Annotated in this window: 21 protein-coding genes and 2 tRNA genes; 7 read left to right on the forward strand and 16 right to left on the reverse strand. The window is 59.9% G+C overall.

Features of this window, described 5'->3' with window-relative positions; translation table 11 throughout:
• Window positions 1-4: 4 nt before the first annotated feature.
• From PI739_RS19840 to PI739_RS19865, 6 genes are all read right to left on the reverse strand, one after another.
• Window positions 5-1,324: a lysine N(6)-hydroxylase/L-ornithine N(5)-oxygenase family protein gene (locus PI739_RS19840; protein WP_271352122.1), complete on the reverse strand. Its 1,320-nt coding sequence runs from the start codon at window positions 1,322-1,324 to the stop codon at window positions 5-7.
• A gap of 44 nt (window positions 1,325-1,368) precedes the next feature.
• On the reverse strand, window positions 1,369-2,349 hold the full coding sequence (locus tag PI739_RS19845) for an ABC transporter substrate-binding protein (RefSeq protein ID WP_271352123.1): 981 nt from the start codon (window positions 2,347-2,349) through the stop codon (window positions 1,369-1,371).
• Complete coding sequence (locus PI739_RS19850) at window positions 2,346-3,500, reverse strand: NAD(P)/FAD-dependent oxidoreductase (RefSeq protein WP_271352124.1); 1,155 nt, start codon at window positions 3,498-3,500, stop codon at window positions 2,346-2,348. Before PI739_RS19850 ends, PI739_RS19845 begins: the two co-directional genes overlap by 4 nt.
• Window positions 3,501-3,514: 14 nt before the next feature.
• Window positions 3,515-5,014 (reverse strand): methionine--tRNA ligase, encoded by a 1,500-nt coding sequence (locus tag PI739_RS19855; RefSeq protein ID WP_003435449.1) that lies wholly within the window; start codon window positions 5,012-5,014, stop codon window positions 3,515-3,517.
• The gene (locus PI739_RS19860) at window positions 5,007-5,399 is read right to left on the reverse strand and encodes a cupin domain-containing protein (protein ID WP_003435452.1); all 393 of its coding nucleotides are present in this window, start codon (window positions 5,397-5,399) and stop codon (window positions 5,007-5,009) included. Before PI739_RS19860 ends, PI739_RS19855 begins: the two co-directional genes overlap by 8 nt.
• Window positions 5,400-5,732: 333 nt before the next feature.
• Window positions 5,733-6,698 (reverse strand): site-specific integrase, encoded by a 966-nt coding sequence (locus tag PI739_RS19865; protein WP_271352125.1) that lies wholly within the window; start codon window positions 6,696-6,698, stop codon window positions 5,733-5,735.
• 223 nt (window positions 6,699-6,921) lie between these two features.
• Here PI739_RS19865 and PI739_RS19870 point away from each other — a divergent pair, with 223 nt between their 5' ends.
• The gene (locus PI739_RS19870; protein ID WP_122241436.1) at window positions 6,922-7,386 is read left to right on the forward strand and encodes an Xre family toxin-antitoxin system antitoxin; all 465 of its coding nucleotides are present in this window, start codon (window positions 6,922-6,924) and stop codon (window positions 7,384-7,386) included.
• A gap of 5 nt (window positions 7,387-7,391) precedes the next feature.
• Here the strand turns inward: PI739_RS19870 and acuI are convergent, their stop codons facing one another.
• A complete protein-coding gene (gene acuI, locus PI739_RS19875) occupies window positions 7,392-8,375 on the reverse strand; it encodes an acrylyl-CoA reductase (NADPH) (protein WP_074806396.1) in 984 nt (327 codons plus the stop codon).
• 49 nt (window positions 8,376-8,424) lie between these two features.
• Entirely contained in the window at window positions 8,425-9,084 is a 660-nt protein-coding gene (gene acuR, locus PI739_RS19880) for an acrylate utilization transcriptional regulator AcuR (RefSeq protein WP_044308005.1), read from the reverse strand.
• 135 nt (window positions 9,085-9,219) lie between these two features.
• Here acuR and PI739_RS19885 point away from each other — a divergent pair, with 135 nt between their 5' ends.
• The 6 genes from PI739_RS19885 to PI739_RS19910 all read left to right on the forward strand — a co-directional run bounded on the left by PI739_RS19885 (window position 9,220) and on the right by PI739_RS19910 (window position 14,352).
• Window positions 9,220-10,299 (forward strand): NAD(P)H-dependent flavin oxidoreductase, encoded by a 1,080-nt coding sequence (locus PI739_RS19885; RefSeq protein WP_058396874.1) that lies wholly within the window; start codon window positions 9,220-9,222, stop codon window positions 10,297-10,299.
• 101 nt (window positions 10,300-10,400) lie between these two features.
• Window positions 10,401-11,168: a molybdate ABC transporter substrate-binding protein gene (modA, locus tag PI739_RS19890; protein ID WP_271352126.1), complete on the forward strand. Its 768-nt coding sequence runs from the start codon at window positions 10,401-10,403 to the stop codon at window positions 11,166-11,168.
• Window positions 11,169-11,849 carry a molybdate ABC transporter permease subunit gene (modB, locus tag PI739_RS19895; protein WP_003370743.1) on the forward strand — a complete coding sequence of 227 codons (681 nt, stop codon included), beginning with the start codon at window positions 11,169-11,171 and terminating at the stop codon, window positions 11,847-11,849.
• 3 nt (window positions 11,850-11,852) lie between these two features.
• Window positions 11,853-12,941, forward strand: coding sequence for a molybdenum ABC transporter ATP-binding protein (modC, locus tag PI739_RS19900; RefSeq protein WP_054080969.1), 1,089 nt, complete (start codon window positions 11,853-11,855; stop codon window positions 12,939-12,941).
• Between the two features lie 89 nt (window positions 12,942-13,030).
• Window positions 13,031-14,101, forward strand: coding sequence for a DNA topoisomerase IB (locus PI739_RS19905; RefSeq protein WP_003435474.1), 1,071 nt, complete (start codon window positions 13,031-13,033; stop codon window positions 14,099-14,101).
• Between the two features lie 165 nt (window positions 14,102-14,266).
• Window positions 14,267-14,352 (forward strand) — tRNA-Leu (locus tag PI739_RS19910).
• A gap of 290 nt (window positions 14,353-14,642) precedes the next feature.
• Here the strand turns inward: PI739_RS19910 and PI739_RS24755 are convergent.
• From PI739_RS24755 to PI739_RS19945, 8 genes are all read right to left on the reverse strand, one after another.
• Complete coding sequence (locus tag PI739_RS24755; RefSeq protein ID WP_003370737.1) at window positions 14,643-14,831, reverse strand: hypothetical protein; 189 nt, start codon at window positions 14,829-14,831, stop codon at window positions 14,643-14,645.
• A 263-nt stretch (window positions 14,832-15,094) separates the two neighbouring features.
• A complete protein-coding gene (locus tag PI739_RS19915) occupies window positions 15,095-15,853 on the reverse strand; it encodes a lytic polysaccharide monooxygenase auxiliary activity family 9 protein (protein WP_192876183.1) in 759 nt (252 codons plus the stop codon).
• 149 nt (window positions 15,854-16,002) lie between these two features.
• A complete protein-coding gene (locus tag PI739_RS19920) occupies window positions 16,003-16,389 on the reverse strand; it encodes a VOC family protein (protein ID WP_003370733.1) in 387 nt (128 codons plus the stop codon).
• Window position 16,390: 1 nt separating this feature from the next.
• Window positions 16,391-17,404, reverse strand: coding sequence for an isopenicillin N synthase family dioxygenase (locus PI739_RS19925; RefSeq protein WP_044308000.1), 1,014 nt, complete (start codon window positions 17,402-17,404; stop codon window positions 16,391-16,393).
• 226 nt (window positions 17,405-17,630) lie between these two features.
• Window positions 17,631-18,269, reverse strand: a complete 639-nt coding sequence (locus PI739_RS19930) for a cysteine hydrolase family protein (RefSeq protein WP_271352127.1) — start codon at window positions 18,267-18,269, stop codon at window positions 17,631-17,633.
• Between the two features lie 226 nt (window positions 18,270-18,495).
• On the reverse strand, window positions 18,496-18,786 hold the full coding sequence (locus tag PI739_RS19935) for a hypothetical protein (protein WP_032609754.1): 291 nt from the start codon (window positions 18,784-18,786) through the stop codon (window positions 18,496-18,498).
• 253 nt (window positions 18,787-19,039) lie between these two features.
• Window positions 19,040-19,113, reverse strand: a tRNA-Cys gene (locus PI739_RS19940).
• Window positions 19,114-19,313: 200 nt separating this feature from the next.
• Window positions 19,314-21,053 carry a tannase/feruloyl esterase family alpha/beta hydrolase gene (locus PI739_RS19945; RefSeq protein WP_271352128.1) on the reverse strand — a complete coding sequence of 580 codons (1,740 nt, stop codon included), beginning with the start codon at window positions 21,051-21,053 and terminating at the stop codon, window positions 19,314-19,316.
• Window positions 21,054-21,099 lie beyond the last annotated feature (46 nt).

A 21,099-nucleotide genomic window follows, 5' to 3' on the forward strand; every position in this document is an offset into this window, starting at 1 on the left:
GGCTTCACTTCCACTGTGCCAGCAAGGGTTCGGCGGCCGGTGCTACAACCTCCTGAAGGGCCGTGGCGATACGCTCGGCGCGCAACGCCATCAGTGAAAACGACTGACTGTCACTGATTCCGTGACTGCGTTCGGAAAGACCGTTGACCCAGATATTCACGTCGCACTCGCCTTGAGTGGCGACTCGATAATCCCGATCGATGAGCAGCCCCCCGTCGACATCGGCCTGCAGCCATGGCTGCAAACCACTCAACAACGGCGGTATCAGGTAGTGCTGATACCCGGTGCCGAGCACCACGGCGTCGACCTCCAGTACCTGAGTGCGCTGGCTGAACGTGTCGGTCAGCTCGACCCGGTAGCCCTCGGCGACGGGCTCGATGGCGCTGATCACGCTGTAGGCGTAGGTCTGCAGGCGCTTGCGACCAGCGATGGCGTCTTCGTAGATCAACGAAAACAGCTTCTGGCTTTCGTCCGGATCAATCCCTGCGTAATTGGTCGAGCGGCTCCAGTCGAGAAAACGCTGCCGCGCGGCGGGGTCCAGGCTATGGAAATAATCGACGTGATCCGGAGCGAATACCCGGTTGGGGAACTGGCCCAACTGGGTGAGTTTGAAACCAGCCGAGCGATGCACTGAATGCACCTTGATGTTGGGGTCGCGGCTGACCAGTTCCAGCACCGATTCACTGGCGCTCTGCCCCGAACCGAGCACCAGCCAGCGCTTGGGCAACTGCTCGCCAAAGGCTTGCAGGCGGCTCAGAAACTGCGACGTGTGAAACAGCGTCGGGCCGATCAGCGCCTCGAACGCGTGCGGAATACGCGGCGCACTGCCGCTGGACAGCACGACATTGCGCGTCGTGAAGCTGGTATCCGGCGTGCATACGCGTAGTTCATGCAGGCGTCCGTGACGCAGCACCGGGTCAATGCCTGTGACCGGCGTGTTGAAGCAGGTCTGACTGCCCACCTGTGCGGCGACCCAGGCCAGATAGTCCGACCATTCATGGCGACTGGCCGGGCGGCCCAGCAGGCCGAAATCGAACATTCGCCCGTGTTCCTTGAGGTACATGGCGAACGAGAAGCGGCTGCGTGGATTACGCGGGGTCACCAGATCGCGAAATACGTGATGGTTGATGTCCGTTCCGGCCAGCAGCAGTTCGCGATGCCATTGGCTGTCCTGCGCGGCCTCCAGATAGCGAACGGACAGCGCGCCCAGCGGGTCATTGGCCTCCCGCGCATCGGCAAACGCGCAGGCCAGCGCGATACCGGCCGGACCGAAGCCGATACAGACGGCGTCCGAATGCAAGGTGTGTGGTGTCGAGTTACCCATGAAGTTCCTGTCCTTAGAGTTGGTGTAAAGCGGTGTTTTGGGTGCTATGGGGTGATGCGGCTCAGCCCGGTGGGGCCTGGCGTCCAGAGGCAGGTCGTCGCGTTGCGCAGCTCGCCCTGATCGAAGCTGACCGCGCCCAGCGGTGTGTTGAAGGTGCTGTGCCGAAGTGCGTCAGGCAGTTGTGCGGCGCGAAGAGCGCTGCGAGCCACCTCGGCCAGCACGTAAAGCATCAGCAGGCTTTCGCGAAAGTAGGTCTGCGGTTCGGCAGCGAACAGCGACCGGTGCAGTGCCTGGGCCTGACAGCGATGTTCGGCGTTGTCGGGGGCTCCGAAGCCGATCACGAAGGTGTTACTGTCGTGCGCTGCGGCGCGCCCCAGATACGGCGAGGCAGCGTCGTCGGTCAGCACCAGCGGTCGAGTACTGCCCGCTTGCCGCCGCGCTTGCCAGTGCTCGCGACTGGGGTTGAGGCGTCCGGCAAACACCTCGACATCGGCCTGGTCGAGCTCGTCGACACGTTGCAAACCGGCACTGGCCAGTGCCGCGCTGATGGCGACGCACAAGGCCCGACCGTGAGCACTGTCGTCGGCCTGAACATGCACGCGCGGCCACTGACGAGTCGCCAGCCAGCTGACCAGCTCCGCCGCCAGTTGCCGGTCCGAGGGGCAGAAACGAAAGACGTTGTCATGCTCCAGAGTCAGGCAATCGATCGTCGCCGCGGGGGTCAGCAGGGCAATGCCGGCGTGTCGATACAGCGGCGCGGCAGCGACGGCGGCATCCGAAGAGAAATGACCGATGACCAGATCGGCCTTCCAGTCGATCATTTGCCGGGCCACATCGGCACCGCGAACGGCATCGGCAGCGTCGTCGAGAAAGTGCCACTGCACCCGCTCAAGCCCCGGCATGCCATTGCGCGCCACCGCCAGTGCCCTCAAGAAGGTCCGTGCATGCGGCGTGTCGTCGGGGTCGAACAGAGCGCTGACCCCTATCCGCAAGCCCGGCAGGCGCGATTCGATCGAAGACGTCATGACTGCACGCTCGCCAGCGCGAGGCCTTGGACTGAAAAGCCCGGCATCGACCTGCCTGGCGACAATGCCGACCAGCCAGAGCAAGCGCGGTCAGCTCCGGCCAGATGCCTGCGCAGTTGCTCGACCGCAATGTGCGCCACGCCGGGTGCAAACTTGAAGCCCAGCCCGGACATGCCTGCGGCCAGATACACCGGGCTGCGCTCGGCGCAGAACCCCAGCATCGGCCGACCGTCGGCGCTGTAGCTGTCGAAACCGGGCAACACATCGAGCACGTGCGGCTTGCCGACCGAGGCGCACAACTGGGCGACGCGCTTGCAGGCGTCCTCGGCATGCCGTGCGTCAGGCTGCGCAAGGTGCTCGGGCCACAGACCGCTGTCACGCGCGCCACAGCCGGTCTGCACGATATGCCGAGTCAGCGGTATGCCGTAGCTCTGGCTCACCGCATCAATCACCGGCATTGACCAGTCGCCTTCGGTCAACACCCGGGCCAGGGGAATCGAGCGTGCTTCCAGCCCCGAGTGCGGCACCAGGTGCTGGCTCCAGGCACCGGCAGCGACCACCACGGCCCGGCAACGCAGCGTGGCGCTGCCCAGGTCGATGTGCACAAGGTCGGGCGCACGGCAGTCGATGGACTTGATCTCGCGGTGCTCCAGCAGCAAGCCCTGCTGGCGCACCGACTGACACAGCGCAGCAACGGCCTGGCGCACATTGCCGACGCAGGCGCGCGGCTCGAACAGGTTGACGCGTTCCAGCGTCGGACAGTGCGGGTAGCGCTGGCCATCGAGCTCGTGACCTGACAGCAGGCGCATCGGGTAGCGTTCGCTGCCGTACTGGTCGATGGCGCGGTGCAGGTTATCCAGCTGGTCCGTAGCCGCCCGGTAAATCACCCCGGTACGCCGCAACGCAGTGGCGTAAGTGCTCGCAAAAACCCCGTCGTTCATCAGGCTGATGGAATAGGCCGCCAGCTCCATCAGCAACGGATCGCTGTCATACAGACGAACCAGGCCACCGGAATAACCGCTTGCGCCCAGGCCGCCGGCTGCGCCCTTGTCGATCAGCGCGACCGACACACCGGCGCTGCACAGCTTCGCCGCGATACTGGCGCCGGTGATCCCGGCGCCAATGACCGCTATCTCATAATCGATGAGCATTGTCGTGAATCCGTTCAGATGGAGTATTCAGCGGCCGGGCCGTTCATCAGCGTGGCGTGGACGCGGGCCTCGGGCAGTCCGAACGCGCTGATGATCTGCGCTGACATGTCCGGAATCAGCGCCTTGCCAAGCACCGCGATGAATGCCGCCAGATGGCTGACCGGACGACCTTCGGCCAAACGCGCGCGAGTAATGGCGATTACGTCCAGCAGCACCTGGGCCATGCGTTTCATCGAAAACTGCGCAGGCTCCGAGGCTTTGCTCCATTGCAAGCGCAGCGCTTCCAGGAGTCCGGCGTCGGCCCCGCAGAGGCCGCTCCACCAGTGGTCGTCACGATTACTTCCAGCGTCCAGCAAGGCCGGGAAAAACTCGCTGAACACCTCTGTCCGCCATGCGAGGAACTGCGCCAGGCGGAAATCACCTTCGCTTTCTTCCGGCGCGATACTCGCCAGATACAGGCGCGCACTGTCGGCGCAGGCTTCACGGGCCAGGTCACCGACCCAGATCGCGTGGTTGCGACTGGTCGACAGGTTCAGGCCGTCCAGCTTGAGAAACTGATTGGGCATGAAGCGCTGGCGGACCTTGATGTCGCGCAGCGCCGACAGTTGTGCCGGGTAGACGATGGCGTGGCTGAACACACAGTCAAAGCCGAGAAAGTGCACCAGCGTGCCCTGCCCCGACTGCCAGTACTGACGAAACAGCTCCGGACGCCCGACGCGGTCGGCGTACTCCCGAAATGCCGCCATATAGCCTGCCAGCCCCATGAACCAGGTGTGCACCCGGCACGAGCCGTCGGCCTGCAGGTCGAGCCCGCCGTCGCCTGGACGCGTGACGCCCCAGTCATGCAAGTGCTCCAGGCTGTCGCGCAACCAGCTGTCGAGCGGCTTGCGCCATGACTGGCCCAGCAGACGGTCACGCAACTGCGGCTTGAACCCGGCCAGTTTCAGAAACGCGCGATGGACGGTTTTCCATTGCGAGGGCTGACCGCAGAGCTTGCAGCGCAAGTCCGTCATCAGCTCGGCGTCAGGGGCCTGAGCACAGTTCTCGCACTGACTGGCGTCGGACTCGGCACCGCAGTAATTGCAGTTGCCCCGGGCAAAGGCCTCGTAGCCCCAGACGTCGCAATCAGGGCAATACGGCTCGCTGGAATCCCGACATTCGATTGCGCCGACATCACGCAACGCACTGAACACCTCACCCACCGCTTCGGCAAACCACGCATTGTCGTGCGGGCGCATCCAGTTGTCGGGCTGTATGTTGATGGCCGCCAGAGAAGCTTCGATACGGTCGGAATTGCGCCTGGCCAGCTCGACCGGGTCGACGCCCTGCTCCAGTCCTTTGCGCAGCATGTAGGACTGGTAGTCGTCGGAGTAGGACACCAGCACACACTCGTGACCGCGCTGACGCTGCACCCGGGTAAACACATCAGCGGCCAGAAACGGTCCGGCGATATGGCCTATGTGCAAATCGCCGTTGGGTGTCGGTGGCGTGATGGTGACGATGAACTTACTCATCGAGGCACCCCGTGGTCTCGCTGTGCTGCGCCACGAATGCGTTGACGTAGTTCATGTCCCACCAGACCACATAAAAGTGGAAGTCCTCGGCGGAATCGTTGATGACGTAATGGTTGGTGTGTTTCGGAATGGCGGCGATATCGCCGACGCTGAAATCCATCTCCCTGTCACCGACAACCAGACGCGCACTGCCCTTGATGGCGATGAAGATTTCCTGATCGATCTGTGTGTGTGCTTCGCTGCGGGTGCCCGGACGGACCACGCACCAGCCGCCAGCAAACGGCATCGGATAGCCTTCCCACGGCAGCAGGCGGCTGCCATCCAGACCGTACTCCTGTACCAACGAGTCGAATCGGGTTTTACGGTGTATATCGAACTTTTCCATGCTCAGTCCCGTACGTTTCAAGTGCGGCAAAGCATGAAATTGTTGCCAATTGTTGGCTATCCGATTGCCGGATACCTCAGGGTCGAACTATCCACTTTTTGGATGGCGATCCGCAGGCAGGCCCACCGTCCTATTTTTTTTGACAATGACGGCTATCGATAACGCTGATAACTGAATCGGGAGCGGCGGTGTTAACGTTGCCGGCGATGAACGAACATTTCTCCCGGCCCCGCGAATCCGCGTCGCGATGCCGGTGAATCTCTGCTCTGCTTCATCACTCCTTTGGTTAGATCTTTTAAGCCACCCCGTTTACGCGAGGTGGCTTTTTTTTGCTCAAAGGTCGAACCCGTCCACAACGTTGCGCCGCTCGTTGTCACTGCGCATGTCGTAACTGGCGGTGGTCGAGATATGCGTGTGGTGCGCGAGCTTCTGGGCAATCGACAGATCGAACTCTTCTATCACCCGGGTGATGAACGAGCGTCGAAAATCGTGGGGCATGATGTTCACGCCCACTTGCCGCCCGCGCTGCTTGGCGATGAAGTAAATGGCATGTTTGGTGATTCTGTCGCGGGTGATATGGCTGCCACGGCGGATCCGGTTGAACAGGAACGGGTCATCGCCCTGCCCCGGCGGGAGGCACGACCGGCGCAAGGCCAGCCAGTCGTTCAGCGCCTTGAAGGCCCATTCGGGGGCGTACTTGATCAGTTGCTTGTTGCCTTTGCCCAGCACCCGCAGGCTGCGCTCGGCGAAATCGATCTGGGAAAGGTCGAGGTTGACCGACTCGGACTTGCGCATCCCCGAGCCATACAGAATGGCAATGATCGCGGCATCGCGACGCCCTTGCGGCCTGGGGTCGGCAGCACAGGCTTCCATCAGCTCGCGAATCAGCGTGCGACGGATGTTGCGGCCCTTGGCCAATCGCGTGCCGCTGACCGGTTTGATCGAGCGGATTTTCAACAACTGATCGTGGCTGATCAGGTCGTGCCGCCAGGCTTCGTTCATCACCCCGCGAATAGCGTTCACATACAGCGAGGTGGTATTGGGCGCATAGTCATCCTGACGCAGCGTTGCGACCAGCGCGGTAACGTGGCCAGGTTGCAGGGTGTGCCAGGGAATATCATGAATATCGACGTCAGCCATGCCCAGCCGGTCTGCCGCATCCTGCAGAACGTAGGTCATGGTCAGGCGGCTTGAAGGTGCCAGGCGGTCGAGGTAGAGGCGCAGCGGCTTGTTGACGTCGGGCAGCGAAGGCTGGCTGACAATACGTGCGTCCTGGTCGGTGTGAGGGTCGTGCGGCATAGGGAGCGACGCCTTTTCTGGTGCAAGCGCGTGCCAACAGCCACGGCGCTTTTCATTCGTATTCAGGCGACCGACTTTAGCACGGGGGCTCTGGCGCGACACCTGCGCTGCAGCGCACCGCCTTCCCGGTCAGGCAACGCCCGGTAACATCCTGCCGCTTGAACAACGTGTCGCCTGAGATAGCCTTGGCCGTCCTTTCCGCCACCGAAGGCCGGCACGCACCTTGATTCCTTCCTCTGCCAGCAAAACAACTGGCCGTCGTGAAGCGGCGGCCAGTTTCTGGTTGCTGACTTACCAGCTCAGTCAGCGCAGCGAAGCCGAACGCCTGACGAACATTCAGGCGGGCTTTGCGCCGCGCTGGATCCGTGCAGTCCGGGACGCGCTGGCCCTTGGTCCCCGGCAAATGGAAGCGCTGTTCAACGCATCGATTTCAACCCTCGAACGGCGCCAGCGCCAGCAGCAGTCACTGGACCTGGTGGCCTCCGAACGCCTGGACCGTGTGGCGATGATTGCCAGCCACGCTCTGAAGGTGTTTGCAACGCCCGAGCGTGCCGGCCAATGGCTGGTTACGCGTAATACGTCACTCGGCGGTCGCACGCCGTTGCAATTATGCGAAACCGGGCTCGGCACGACGCAAGTGCATCGCGCACTGGTCGCACTCGAGTGTGCCAGTGCCGACGCGCCGTGATTCACTCAGCGTGCAGTATCCACCACGATCCGCCCACGAACCTGCCCTGCAATCAATTGCGGCGCGAGGTCGATCACCTCGCTCAGGCCGACTTCACGGCTGATCAGCGGCAGCAACGACATGTCCAGGTCGCTCGCCAGCCTCGACCAGGCTTCCAGCCGGTCCGCGCGCGGGCGGGTCACGCTGTCGATACCCGCCAGCGTGACACCGCGCAGAATGAACGGCGCAACCGAACCCGGAAACTCCATGCCCTGCGCCAGGCCACAGGCCGCCACCACACCGCGATAACGGATACCGGCGCACACGTTCGCCAATGTATGGCTGCCGACAGAGTCGACTGCCGCCGCCCATTGCTCCTTGGCCAGCGGTCGCCCAGGCTGAGAGAGGGTTTGCCGGTCAATGATCTGTGCCGCGCCGAGTTGCTGCAGGTACTCGCTTTCCGAAGCCCGCCCTGTGGAGGCAATGACCCGATAGCCGAGCCTGGCGAGGATGGCGATGGCAAAGCTGCCGACCCCACCATTGGCGCCGGTGACCAGCACATCACCGTGGTCCGGGGTCAAGCCGTGCTTTTCCAGTGCCAGGACACTGAGCATCGCGGTGTAGCCCGCCGTGCCGATGGCCATCGCCTGCGCCGGCGTGAAGGCCTGCGGCAGAGGAATGAGCCATTCGCTCTTGAGTCGGGCCTTCTGCGCCAGGCCGCCCCAATGCCCTTCACCGACACCCCAGCCATTGAGCAGAACCTTGTCCCCGGCCTTGAATTCAGGGGTGTCGCTGGCTTCGACCGTACCGGCCAGGTCAATACCCGGCACCATCGGAAAGCTGCGCACGATCGGGCTCTGACCCGTGATCGCCAGCGCGTCCTTGTAATTGAGCGTGCTGTGCGACACGTCGATCGTCACGTCGCCCGTGGGCAGCCGCGCTTCGTCGATGTCGGTCAGATTGACGTGGTAGCCCGCCTCATCCTTGTCGATCAAGATGCCCTTGAACATATGCGCCTCCAATTTAGACTGGTCGTCTTTAAATAGCCCTGAAGAGAAATCATTGCGGCAAACCACGAAGGTAGCCGGCGATGAACGTGTTCAATGGTGTAGCGCTTTTGACCAGCCGGGCGCGCAGCACTGCGCCTTCCCAGCCGATCCAGAAAAACGCGGCCAGCTCATCGCAATCAGCGTCTGCAGCCAATTCGCCCATTGATTGCGCAGACCTCAGACAGCCCGCCAGCTTTGACTGCCAGTCCAGCAGCGTCTGTTCCAGTACCTCTCGAAATCCGTCCGGCAAGAGACTGATTTCCTGGCCCAGATTGCCGACCATGCAACCGCGTCGGTAGTCGTGTCGCGCCATACCGCCCTTGGCGCTCTGCACAAAGCCGACCAGTCGTTCCAGTGGCGAAAGCGCCTCATCCAGCAGCCAGCGGTCCAGCCGCTGTGCGAAATAGCGCGCGTACTCATCCAGCACCGCCCGGCCGAAGGCTTCCTTACTGGGGAAATAGTGATAGAAGGAGCCTTTGGGAATGCCGACTTCCTTGAGGATGTAATCCAGCCCCGTGGCCGAAAAGCTCTGTTCGGTGAGCACTTCCAGACCGCGGCGCAACAGCGCCTCGCGGGTCTCGAGGTTATCGCGATCAACCTTCGGCGGCCGGCCGGGACGCCGGGGCCTGGCGAGTGAGGGAGTGGGTAGTGGGATAGTTGGCTGAGTCATGCCTGAATAGTAGACCGATCGTTTTTTATGTCAACCGAATGGCCCTGCCGGCTTGTCGACGCTCGCCGTTGCGTTTGCCATTCACACCATTCTCGCGCTCAATGAGCGTTTGCCGAATGCCTGCCGGAGAATCCCATGAGCCAATGGCCAGATAGCCGCATCATTGACCTGTTCGCCATCGAACTGCCCCTGTTGCAAGCCCCCATGGCGGGCGCCAGCGGATCGCAGATGGCCATTGCTGTGGCTCAGGCTGGCGGCTTGGGGGCATTGCCCTGCGCCATGTTCACCCCTGAGAAAATCGATCAGGAAGTCGCGACTTTCAGACAGCAGACCGGCAACGCCCCGCTGAACCTGAATTTCTTCTGCCATCAGCCTCCGGCCGACGATGCCGAGCGTGCTGAACGCTGGAAGCAGTCGCTCAAGCCGTATTACGAGGAACTGGGTGCCGATTTCGATGCGCCAACACCTGTCTCCAACCGCGCGCCTTTCGACAGTGACAGTTGCACGCTGATCGAACGATTGAGGCCGGAAGTGGTGAGTTTCCATTTCGGCCTTCCGCAGCCATCGTTACTGGATCGGGTCCGGGCCACCGGTGCGAAGATCATCTCGTCAGCCACCACAGTCGAGGAAGCGGTCTGGCTGGAGCGACACGGCTGCGATGCGGTAATTGCCATGGGCTATGAAGCAGGCGGCCATCGGGGGCTGTTTCTCAGCGATCAACTGCACACACAGGTCGGCACCTTTGCGCTGGTGCCGCAAATCGCTGACGCGACAAGCATCCCGGTCATCGCGGCAGGTGGCATTGCAGACGGTCGCGGGGTCGCAGCAGCATTTGTCCTGGGCGCTTCGGCGGTACAGGTCGGAACCGCGTATCTATTCTGCCCGGAAGCCAGCGTCAGCGCCCTGCACCGACAGGCACTATACGATGCCTCGGGCAGCCAGACCGCTCTGACCAACCTCTTCACCGGGCGCCCGGCGCGAGGCATCGTCAACCGGATCATGCGCGAGGCAGGCCCCATCAGCCCGCTAGCCCCGGCATTTCCGTTGGCGGGCGGTGCCTTGATGCCGCTGCGCGCGCAGGCGGAAAAACTGGGCAGCAGTGACTTTGTGAACCTCTGGGCAGGCCAGGCAGTCGGTATCAAACATCAGCTGGGGGCCACCGAACTGACGCGGCAACTGGCTGAAAACGCGCTGAAAATTCTGTCTCCGCAATAAAACAGTGCTTTCAGAACAACAGGGTGACGCTATATATTTATCTATATAGCGAAACGCCCTTATCTCGATGGCGTACGTTTTCATCATCAAGGAGCTGTTTCATGCGAACGACCACGCTGCGCGCCATTCTCAAGTTCTCCGTGCTGGCCTTGGCCGCCTCTGCTGCAGCCCATGCGTCTGCCGACGAAGTGCAGGTCGCCGTGGCGGCCAATTTCACCGCGCCGATCCAGGCGATAGCCACTGACTTCGAGAAGGACACCGGCCACAAGCTGGTCGCTGCGTTTGGCGCTACCGGTCAGATCTATACGCAGATCAAAAATGGCGCGCCGTTCGAGGTGTTCCTCTCGGCTGACGACACGACACCCGCAAAACTCGAGCAGGAAGGCGACACCGTCAAGGGATCGCGTTTCACCTACGCGGTCGGAACGCTGGCGCTGTGGTCAGCCAAGGATGGTTATGTCGACAGCAAGGGCCAGGTGCTCAAGGCCAATCAGTATCAACACTTGTCCATCGCCAACCCCAAAACCGCTCCCTACGGCCTGGCAGCAACCCAGGTGCTGAGCAAACTGGGCCTGACCGAAGCCACCAAAGCCAAGATCGTCGAAGGTCAGAGCATTACCCAGGCCTACCAGTTCGTGTCCACCGGCAATGCCGAGCTGGGTTTCGTGGCCCTGTCGCAGGTCTACAAGGATGGCAAGTTGACCAGCGGCTCGGCCTGGATCGTACCGGATGACCTGCATGACCCGATCAAGCAGGACGCGGTCATCCTTAACAAAGGCAAGGACAGCGCCGCTGCCAAGGCGCTGGTCGAGTACCTCAAGGGCCCGAAAGCCGCCGCGATCATCAAGTCCTTCGGATACCAGCTGTAAATGCCGCTGGGGAGTGCCGACATCGCGGCGATCTGGCTGACGCTGAAACTGGCGTCGCTGACCACCGTTATCCTGCTGATCATCGGCACGCCCATCGCGCTGTGGCTGGCGCGCACTGATTCATGGCTGAAGGGGCCGATTGGCGCAGTGGTCGCCCTGCCCCTGGTGCTGCCGCCAACCGTTATCGGTTTTTACCTGTTGCTGCTGCTCGGGCCTAACGGTGCGGTGGGTCAGCTTACCCAAAGCTTGGGGATGGGCACGCTGACTTTCAGCTTTGCCGGGCTGGTGATTGGCTCGGTTCTGTACTCGATGCCTTTCGTCGTGCAGCCGCTGCAGAACGCGTTTGCAGCGATCGGCACCCGCCCTCTGGAGGTCGCAGCCACCTTGCGGGCCGGCCCTTGGGACACTTTTTCCCACATAATTCTGCCACTGGCAAAGCCGGGGTTTATCACTGCGGCGATCCTCGGGTTCGCGCACACGGTCGGCGAGTTCGGTGTGGTGCTGATGATCGGCGGCAACATTCCCGAGAAAACCCGTGTGGTGTCAGTGCAAATCTTCGATCACGTCGAATCCATGGAGTACCTGCAAGCGCACTGGCTGGCCGGCGCGATGCTGGTCTTTTCCTTTCTGGTGCTGCTGGCGTTGTATTCCAGCGGCAAATCCAAAACGGCATGGAGCTGAGTCATGGCGTCGCCGATAGAAGTCCGCCTGCAAATGGCCTACCCGGATTTCACCGTCCGTACCGACCTGAGACTGCCGGGTTCGGGCATTACCGCGCTGTTCGGGCCTTCCGGCTCGGGCAAGACGACCTGCCTGCGCTGCATCGCCGGTCTGGAAAAATCCGATCAGGGCTTCATCCGCGTTCACGAGGAAGTCTGGCAAGACACTGAAAAAGGTATTTTCCTGGCTCCGCACAAGCGGGCGATCGGCTACGTGTTTCAGGAAGCCAGCCTGTTCCCGCATCTGTCGGTACGGGACAATCTGGAGTTCGGGATGAAACGTATCCCGCGCCAGCAGCGCCGCATTCAACTGCCGCAGGCCAGCGAATTGCTCGGCATTGATCATCTGCTAGAACGCAGCCCGGACAAGCTGTCCGGTGGCGAGCGCCAGCGCGTAGGCATCGCACGCGCGCTGCTGACCAGCCCGCGGCTGATGCTGCTCGATGAGCCGCTGGCGGCGCTGGACACCCGGCGCAAAAGTGAAATTCTGCCGTACCTGGAGCGCCTGCACCGGGAGCTGGACATCCCCATGCTGTACGTCAGCCACGCTCAGGATGAAGTCGCACGCCTGGCGGACCACTTGGTACTGCTCGACGCAGGCAACGTGCTGGCCAGCGGTCCGATCCACGAAACCCTGGCGCGGCTGGACCTGCCTCTGGCGATGGGCAGTGATGCGGGGGTGGTCATCGAAGGCACGGTCAGCGCCTATGATCACCATTACCAGCTGCTCACCGTGACGCTGCCCGGCAGCAAACTGAGCATGCGCGTCGCCCACGTGCAGATGCAGGTCGGCACCCTGCTGCGCATCAAGGTCCAGGCCCGGGACGTCAGCCTCAACCTGCAACCCGATTACCAGAGCAGCATCCTCAACCGCTTGCCGGTCACGGTGATCGAGGAAGCGCTGGCCGACAATTCGGCGCACGTCCTGGTCAAACTGGACGCGGGCGGCACGCCGCTGCTCGCGCGCATCACTCGCTATTCCAGCGACCAACTTAACCTGCACAGAGGCCAGTCGCTCTGGGCGCAGATCAAGGCGGTCGCGGTGCTGGCCTGACCTTTCGAAAAAAACCGCCACGCAGCAAATAAACGGCACCACCGTAAAAGGCCGAGGTCAGTGTTTTTAACTGCCTTTGGAACTTAGCCATGCCTGACTCGACTGCCATCAGCCAGCCCGCCAGTGAACTGCATTACGTAGACGACACTCAACCGGGCCTTACACGCAAGGTACTGCGCGGCAAATTCGCGTACTTCGACACTAACGGTCAGCGCATCAAGGACGAGTCGGAGATCAAGCGCATCAACGCTCTGGCAGTGCCGCCCGCCTACACCGAGGTGTGGATCTGTGCCGACCCGTTGGGTCACCTGCAAGCCACTGGCCGCGACGCCCGCGGGCGCAAACAGTATCGCTACCACCCGCGCTGGCGCGAAATACGTGATCAGGACAAATACTCGCGGCTGATCGAGTTCGGCCATGCGCTGCCCAAAGTGCGCAAGCAGATCGAAGCACAGCTCGCCCAGCCGGGCATGGGCCGGGAAAAAGTCATGGCGACGGTCATTTCATTGCTGGACGCCACTCTGATCCGCATCGGCAACAGCCAGTACGCCAAGGAAAACCGTTCGTACGGCCTGACCACCCTGCGCAATAAACACGTCGAGGTCAAAGGCGGTCAGATCCTCTTCGAATTCCGCGGCAAGAGCGGCGTCGAGCACAAGGTCAGCGTCAAGGATCGGCGTCTGGCCAATGTGATCAAGCGCTGCATGGAGCTGCCCGGACAAAACCTCTTCCAGTACCTGGACGAAGACGGCGTGCGCCACGCAGTGACCTCATCCGATATCAATGCCTACCTGCAAAGCCTCACCGGCTCGGACTTCACGGCCAAGGACTACCGAACCTGGGCGGCCAGCGCGCTGGCGCTGGCAACGCTGCAAAAACTGCACTGGGAGCCAGAAGCCGACGCCAAACGGCACATCGTCGACATGGTCAAGGCAGTCTCGAAACAACTGGGCAATACCCCCGCCATCTGCCGAAAATGCTACATCCACCCTGCGGTTCTGGAGGGCTTCCTGCTCGGCAACCTGGCCAAACTCCCCCGCTCCCGACAACGCAAAGGCCTGCGCCTGGAAGAAGTCGCCCTGGCAAGCTACCTGCGAATACTGGCTGACAAGGTCGAGGCCGTGGTTAACGATGCGGTGGTGAAAGACAGCAAAGCCTGAGCCGCCCGACCACCGCATCAGCCTTTGCTGCAATAAAATTTCGTAGCCTCATGATTTGCCAAGCATTTCTGACAGACAAAAAAGCAGCGTCTTGCACCCTTCGAGACGCTTTCAAGCTTGCTTCATGGGGGCCGGGTGTATATATTCCCTGCTCTTGGCGCTACCGCCCCGATGGCGAAATTGGTAGACGCAAGGGACTTAAAATCCCTCGTCCTTTGGACGTGCCGGTTCGACCCCGGCTCGGGGCACCACATATATGAAGGGCTTACTGGGCATTTTGCCGGGTAGGCCCTTTTTGTTTTGGTGCGGAAAAATAGTCGTGGTCCGCAACTCCAAAAAACTCCTTTTCCGGCGCTCTGCCGACGAACACCACTCTCCAAATCTGAAGCACTCAAGCACTGCACGCCCTCACCGCGATTAGGGGTCACTCCACGTACGTCAAGTACACCAAAAAAGTTCATCGCCACCATGGTTCCATTCAGCGAGATTTCGAGGCAATAGCAGATACCAGGCACGGTCATGTAGATCCCGGCTCTAATGTCTACTTTTCCCTAAATACACTTGTGCAGATTCGATCGACAACAAATGCCATCGCGATCATCCAGCCGAGGAAAAATATTGTCCGTGTGTCGTGATCTATTCCAGGAATCTCGAATCCCAGCCATGCACCTGCGAACATCAGCGGCATAAACAAAGCAAGGGCAAGCAATCGTTCTAAAAGTCGACCCACACTTGAAACTCCACATAAAAAAACGTGGGTTGTTTTAAGCCTTTTCATGATGCAAAAAAAGCCCGGCGCTGAGGCCGGGCCTTCTGATCATCAATTTCTTCTCTGCGCAGGCCTTGTAGTATAAGCGGGGGTAATACGTCGCTGGACGCTTGCACCCTACCCTTCACATCCGTCGCCTCACTCTCCGAACGCGGCCACATCTTAAACAGAGCGGATCCAGGAGTCATCAAGGCGCAGAGCTTACACTGCTGGCCGAATGAGCCTTACTCACCAAAATCAACATCAAACGCCTGATAAAATGCTTTATCGGTTTCGGCGACGATCCAAGCAAGAAGAATGACATGATGTCCGTGTTTATCGCTGGGTAATGTTGCTTTTGTAATCTCTGCGGGCTGAAGCTCATCCCGGTGTTTATCAAAAGGACTCAACGGCGAGATATCGCTCCACATCAACCCGTCTTGACCGTCCGATTTGAAGTGGTTATCACTGACGTAGTTCTTTCCCTGGAAGGCCTCCCGGCTAATGGGTTTGCTTTCATCCCAGCCGTCTTTGGTAATAAACCACCGGTAGCCGCGTGTGACATGTACGGCATGGTACGCCCATCTAACTTCAAACTCGTCTCCACCCGCAACGCTCAACCGAGGCCACTTTTCAGCCGTACCATGACCTTTTTGCGTTATTTCCTCAATGATCCCGACATCCGTCAGGTTCAAGCATTTACGCCGATCATCTTGCCCCCCGCTCAGTATGAGTCCGTCTGATGGCGGGTTGGCAAGCGGCGGCGCTGACGCAGGCGGATCGAGATTAATAGGCTCATCGACGCCAGGGAAGTCGTGCGCAAGACCAAATGTCTCGTCTGGAAAGTTTTTGCCTCCTTCCATAGCGACCACCTCCCACTCCAGCAACAGCCCTTTGGATATGGCATAAGAACCACGGGATTCGGGACTGGTTACCATGCCGTGTCTGGGTTGTGCGCTATCAGATGTACTCATGTCCATATCCTCAATTATTGAATCAGGCATCCTTTGCCTGTTGCACAATTGAAGACCTGCTTTCATGAACGGAATAGCTAGCAGTTCAGCGAGTAGATTTTTCCGTAAAACCCTGAACCAAGGGTGCGGGAAGCTAACCAAGCCGGCCCGCTCGCCACTCCATACTCGGCAGCAGCGTTTCAGAGCATCACGTTAATGCGAAAGACGTTCTGCTCAGGGTCCAGCAGCACGGCCTGATACCAGTTGTAATAGGTCAGGTACGGTTCCTTGATCAGTTTCGCGCCCTGCGCCACTGCCAGCGGCACCAGTCGGTCCACCTCGGCTTGGTCGGACACGTCGATGTTCAGCAAAAACCTGCACCCCGTGCTGCCTGCAAATGCTTCCAGGCCAAGCAGCTCGTACGCATCCAGTGCGTTGAAACCAATGCAGGACTTGCCGGTGTCCAGCCCGCGAAAGATGGGTGACCTGATGGCCTCGATTTCGCGAAAGCCGAACAGGTTCGAGTAGAACGTGCTCAGGCGGACGATGTCCTGCGCGAACACGTTGACGTAAGACAGTGAGTTCATATCAGGCCACCTTGCTACCGCCAAAAGTGGTCTGCTTGACGAACTTGGACAGCAAATGATCGCCCGATGTCACCGGCGCATGCCGAGGCGTGGCGCCAGACGGCAGGCAGCCTGGCAGGCATTGAATTAACGTGTCGTAGTTGGGTTGATGGAAGAACACCAAAGACTGTCGACGGTTGTCCTGCTCGCTGGTCATCGGCGGGTTGACCACTCGATGCAGCGTGGAAATCCACTGGTCGTTGGTCCACTGCATCATCAGGTCGCCAATGTTGACCACAAAACCATTCTCGACATACGGCACATCGACCCACTCGCCTTGACGATTACGTACTTGCAAGCCGCCCAGCGCGTTATCGGGGCGCACGATGGTCAGGCTGCCGTAGTCGGTATGCGCACTCGCACGTAATTGACCAGCCTCGACTTCGGTCTTGATGTCCGGATAACTCAGGCTGCGGAACATGCTGATATGCCGGTCGATCTTGTCATCGAAAAAACATTCATCCAGCTCCAATGCCAAGGCAAACAGGCGCATCAGCGATTGGGCCAATTCGCTCATGGCATCGAAATAGGCCTGATAAGCCTCCTTGAATCCGGGCAGCAGGTTTTGCGCAGGCCAGACATTCGGTGCGAAGTGCGAGCCGGCCTGGGCATTGTGATAATAATCTTCATCCGGCACATCGCTCGGCCCGATGGAGAAAGACTCCTTGAGATCCCCCGGCGCACTTTCCTCCAGAGAATAGGAAAGGCTCTCCTCGGCCACCGCACTGTAACCCCGCACCATCTCCGGGCTGGGCCGATCTACCTTGCGCTTTTCCGACAGCGGCAAATCAAAGAATTGGCGGGTCAAACGCGAGACCCTGTCGATAAGCTCTCCGGGAATCTGATGCTCGGTAATGACCAGAAACCCGATGTCCCTGCACGCCTGATTGACTGCCTTGGCTACGGCAGCCTTACCGTCCGGGTCTTCTGAGAAATAGGGGGCCAGGTTGATAATGGGCACATATTGCAGAGTCATACGGCTGTTTCCTCTCGCTGACACGCTGCTGGAAAGGCTCACCAACAAGGGTGAAGGTCAGCGAGGCAAGAGCAGAAAGCATGCCACTGGAAGAATTCATCGCTCATACAAGCAGTTAGCTGGTTCGACCGTTAAAACCGGATCAAACGGTCTGAAACAGAACGCATGGTTTGAATGCACAGGTCTGAAAAACGGGCCAGAATTGCGCACATTCGACCCGCTGTTTTCAGGCGTTTTCAATGCGCTGGATGACGTCGGCAGTCGTTGTCACTTCGCCAAACTCATAGGCAATCGTCGTCAGCGATATTCGCTGTACCTCTTCGGCTGAAACAGCGCCGAACCCGACATCCGGGTAGTCCATTGCAGCGTTGGCGTCGCTCAGGGCGATGACTTTGTATTCTCGATGCACCCCGTCCCTGATCGTGGTTTCACAACACACATTGGTGACCGTACCGCAGACGATGATGGTGTCGACATCCCGCGCACGCAGCACGGTGTCCAGGTCCGTGTTATGAAAGCCGCTGTAAAACAGCTTTTCGACAATCACATCACCCGACCGAGGCGCTAGCGCTTCGATGACCTCAACGTCCGGATCATGCCGTGCCAGTATCTGGTCCACATTCGGATAAAGATCACGCATGCGTCCGGTATCAGAACCATCGCCGCGCACGATATGGCGAAGATAAACCACCGTCACCTGCGCAGCCCGTGCGGTTTGCAGCAGCATCTGAATGGGCTGGACGATGCCCGCAGTACTTTTTACGTACAACGCCCCGGTGGGCTCACAAAAGACCTTTTGCATGTCTACAACGATGACCGCCGTTCTGCGCGGAATGATCGGCCAGCGGACAAGGGGTTTGCTCATGGGACTTACCTCGATTGAGCCTGACAGGCTGGATAGCCTTGCCAAGCAATAATCGTGCTGTATGTCTTCAGGGCATCTGTATGGAAGAACTGCGCACCGGTCACGCGGCAGTGCATGCGTCAGGGGCTAAAGAAGTCCTGCGGTCCGCGGTGAAGACGTCATCAACTTAGCAATCGACTTCTTAGCTTCCCTCTCTCTATTTATGCGTAAAGCATCAAACGAAAGCTCAGGAATCCTTGAAGTTCTTCAACTCCATTTTGGCATTGGCTATCAGGTCAGGCGTCATTGGCCTTCCCTGCCTGTCCAGAAGTATCGGGGTGCATGCGCATCGGCAGCGCACCCGATTATCCCCTTCTGCCCACCAATCGAGCATCTGCTGCCCCGTGAACAACGCGCCATGTCGTTCGATATGATGCTCCCGACTGGTGGATGTCAACGCGGACAGGTGCATGAATTTCACCGGCATCCCGAGGCGCTCTGAGTCGGCGATGTCGTTCTGCAACTTGCGAATCCGCATTTCATGAAGTTCGGAATCAGAAATTCTACCGACCAAGGCTGAGCCCTCGTTAAGACACACATGAAATTAATAGACCACTCAAGCAACTCACGCCACTTTCCAATCGTGTATGAGCCAGCCCTTTTGTTTGCTGGCTGAGCGCGGTGCCTATGAATGATTTCAGTGTCCCGGAGTTGTCCTGATCAGATGGAAAAATACAAATCTGCGCCCAATAAAAAACCCCGCAGACGTTAATCTGCGGGGCTTTGAATAGTGGAGGCCGAGGTCGGAATCGAACCGGCGTAGGCGGATTTGCAATCCGCTGCATAACCATTTTGCTACTCGGCCTCAAACGAAAGATGCTTCACTTGAACATCAAACGTGTTTTGATTTCGCGGGAAACCTGTATTTCTTTGGCTTCCAACCCATTGAATCTAAAGGGTTTTTTTCAATTCCTCGCTCAGGAATGGACGCAATTCTGTACTGGTTCGCATGCCATGTCAAGAACGAGGAGAAAATAATTCGCCCACACTGTACCGGGGCAAGCTCTACTGCGCCTGACGTTCCAGAGGCGTATACGGTTTGAAGAACCCACTGCCCATCCATTGCGGTGTTTTTTCCGTGGTCAGCGGCTGGGCGCGCTGGTAGCTGTTTGCGTTTTTCGCGTAGCCCTTGTGGTCGTACTCGGCCATGAACGGGTACGGGAAGACCTTGCGGGTACGTCCGCGATTGCCCACGTTTTCCTTGACCATGGACGCCGGCAGCGACTGTGCCAGCGGCCTCTGCCTGTTGCCGGCCTTGTCGGGGCCTGCCTGTCGGACAACGATGGCGTCCGGGACCCGGCTTTTTTCGACCCAGGCCATGATCGGCGTCAGCAGATCGACCAGGCTTGGCCCTTCCCCGCCGCCGCAGTGATAAACGCCGGGCAGCATGTACAGCCTCGAGAATGCCTCGGTGCGGCTCTTGCCCATCTGTGCTTCAAGCGCCTCGTGGTACGCCAGGGTGTTGAGCGGTGAGACGTTCGGGTCGGCCCAGCCGTGCCACAGGATCAGCTTGCCGCCGTGGCTGGCGAATGGCGAGAGATCGGGGTTGGTGGCGTCGTACAGCGCATGCAACGGGCGCAGTTGATCAAAGGTTTTCTCGTCGAAGTTCAGCGCATTCAAATCGAAACTTGCCGGTGGGTTCTTCTCGAACACGACGTTGCGAATGGCCTCCAGCGCGGCCTTTTCACTGTATACCGTCTGATCGGCGCTAACCGGCACGAACACGCCGGCCCAAGCCAATTCCGAACCCGGCTGCGGGCCGCCCAGGGTCAGTCGCTCACCACTGGCAGCGTCCTTCGGGCCTTCGTAAAAGCGTCTGACCGTGGCCACCTCCTCTGCGCTCAGGCACGTGGCGGGGTCGGCCGACGCCTTGCATTGCAGCGCGGCGGGATCGAAGTGGCAGATACGCGGATCCGCTATCAGGCCGTCAATCTGTCCGTCCAGCACATCGCATTGGTCAAGTACGGCCTTGTGCAGCAACGGCAGTCGTGAGGCGAGCAGGATAGGCTTGCCGTCTGCCCCTCGGTTGGAGCGCGCCATCCAGCCGTGATACAGGGTTTTCTGCACTTGAAAGTTGAGCGCCGGGGCTCCGGCAATGATGCCGTCGAAATCGTCCGGGTAACGCTGTGCTTCGATCAACGCCTCGCGACCGCCGTCCGAGCAGCCACTGAAGTAGGCGTATTCTGCTTTGCGACCATAGAACGCGGCGATCAGTTTCTTCGAGGCCAGCGCAGTGAGGTGCACACCACGATGGGCAAAATCGGCGCGCTTTTGCGGGTCATCACCAAAATGCTCGTCTGCCGCCCGATGGCCCATGTCAGTGGAAGCCACCGCAAAGGCGCCGGCATTCAGGGATGTGCAGCCATCAGCGGCACGCACGGTCGAGTTGACGTTGCCACACAATCCGCCGCAGCCGACTTGCAGGTAGCGCTGCTCCCAGGTCCCGGTTGGCAGCTCAAGCCTGAAATTGATCTCCGGCGCCAATTGGCCTTCCACCGCACACACCGCAACACCGTCACGCGTCGATTCACTGGCCGCCAGCACACGACTGCCCTGCCCGCCGATGTCACTGAGTTCCACGCTGCTCAGTGCAGCACAACTGCTGATCGGTTTGACCACTGCAAGCCGGGCTGTATTGTCGGCGGTCGCCGCGGATGCCATACGGGCCAGAGCCGGCGTCTGAATGCTGAGTGAAGTGACCAGCAGCAACAAGGCGTGGGCGTACTTCGGCTGGGAGGGTTTCATGAGAACTCCTGTTCATGAAGGATCAAAACCACAGTGCGAACCTGCA

Origin of the sequence: Pseudomonas cerasi (assembly GCF_027983475.1) — a bacterium.
Taxonomy (GTDB): domain Bacteria; phylum Pseudomonadota; class Gammaproteobacteria; order Pseudomonadales; family Pseudomonadaceae; genus Aquipseudomonas; species Aquipseudomonas cerasi.

Coding starts and splice junctions, on each gene's coding strand:
- PI739_RS19840 (WP_271352122.1), bottom strand. CDS start 1,324: ATGGGTAACTCGACACCACACACCTTGCATTCGGACGCCGTCTGTATC.
- PI739_RS19845 (WP_271352123.1), bottom strand. CDS start 2,349: ATGACGTCTTCGATCGAATCGCGCCTGCCGGGCTTGCGGATAGGGGTC.
- PI739_RS19850 (WP_271352124.1), bottom strand. CDS start 3,500: ATGCTCATCGATTATGAGATAGCGGTCATTGGCGCCGGGATCACCGGC.
- PI739_RS19855 (WP_003435449.1), bottom strand. CDS start 5,014: ATGAGTAAGTTCATCGTCACCATCACGCCACCGACACCCAACGGCGAT.
- PI739_RS19860 (WP_003435452.1), bottom strand. CDS start 5,399: ATGGAAAAGTTCGATATACACCGTAAAACCCGATTCGACTCGTTGGTA.
- PI739_RS19865 (WP_271352125.1), bottom strand. CDS start 6,698: ATGCCGCACGACCCTCACACCGACCAGGACGCACGTATTGTCAGCCAG.
- acuI (WP_074806396.1), bottom strand. CDS start 8,375: ATGTTCAAGGGCATCTTGATCGACAAGGATGAGGCGGGCTACCACGTC.
- acuR (WP_044308005.1), bottom strand. CDS start 9,084: ATGACTCAGCCAACTATCCCACTACCCACTCCCTCACTCGCCAGGCCC.
- PI739_RS19885 (WP_058396874.1), top strand. CDS start 9,220: ATGAGCCAATGGCCAGATAGCCGCATCATTGACCTGTTCGCCATCGAA.
- modA (WP_271352126.1), top strand. CDS start 10,401: ATGCGAACGACCACGCTGCGCGCCATTCTCAAGTTCTCCGTGCTGGCC.
- modB (WP_003370743.1), top strand. CDS start 11,169: ATGCCGCTGGGGAGTGCCGACATCGCGGCGATCTGGCTGACGCTGAAA.
- modC (WP_054080969.1), top strand. CDS start 11,853: ATGGCGTCGCCGATAGAAGTCCGCCTGCAAATGGCCTACCCGGATTTC.
- PI739_RS19905 (WP_003435474.1), top strand. CDS start 13,031: ATGCCTGACTCGACTGCCATCAGCCAGCCCGCCAGTGAACTGCATTAC.
- PI739_RS19915 (WP_192876183.1), bottom strand. CDS start 15,853: ATGCCTGATTCAATAATTGAGGATATGGACATGAGTACATCTGATAGC.
- PI739_RS19920 (WP_003370733.1), bottom strand. CDS start 16,389: ATGAACTCACTGTCTTACGTCAACGTGTTCGCGCAGGACATCGTCCGC.
- PI739_RS19925 (WP_044308000.1), bottom strand. CDS start 17,404: ATGACTCTGCAATATGTGCCCATTATCAACCTGGCCCCCTATTTCTCA.
- PI739_RS19930 (WP_271352127.1), bottom strand. CDS start 18,269: ATGAGCAAACCCCTTGTCCGCTGGCCGATCATTCCGCGCAGAACGGCG.
- PI739_RS19935 (WP_032609754.1), bottom strand. CDS start 18,786: ATGCGGATTCGCAAGTTGCAGAACGACATCGCCGACTCAGAGCGCCTC.
- PI739_RS19945 (WP_271352128.1), bottom strand. CDS start 21,053: ATGAAACCCTCCCAGCCGAAGTACGCCCACGCCTTGTTGCTGCTGGTC.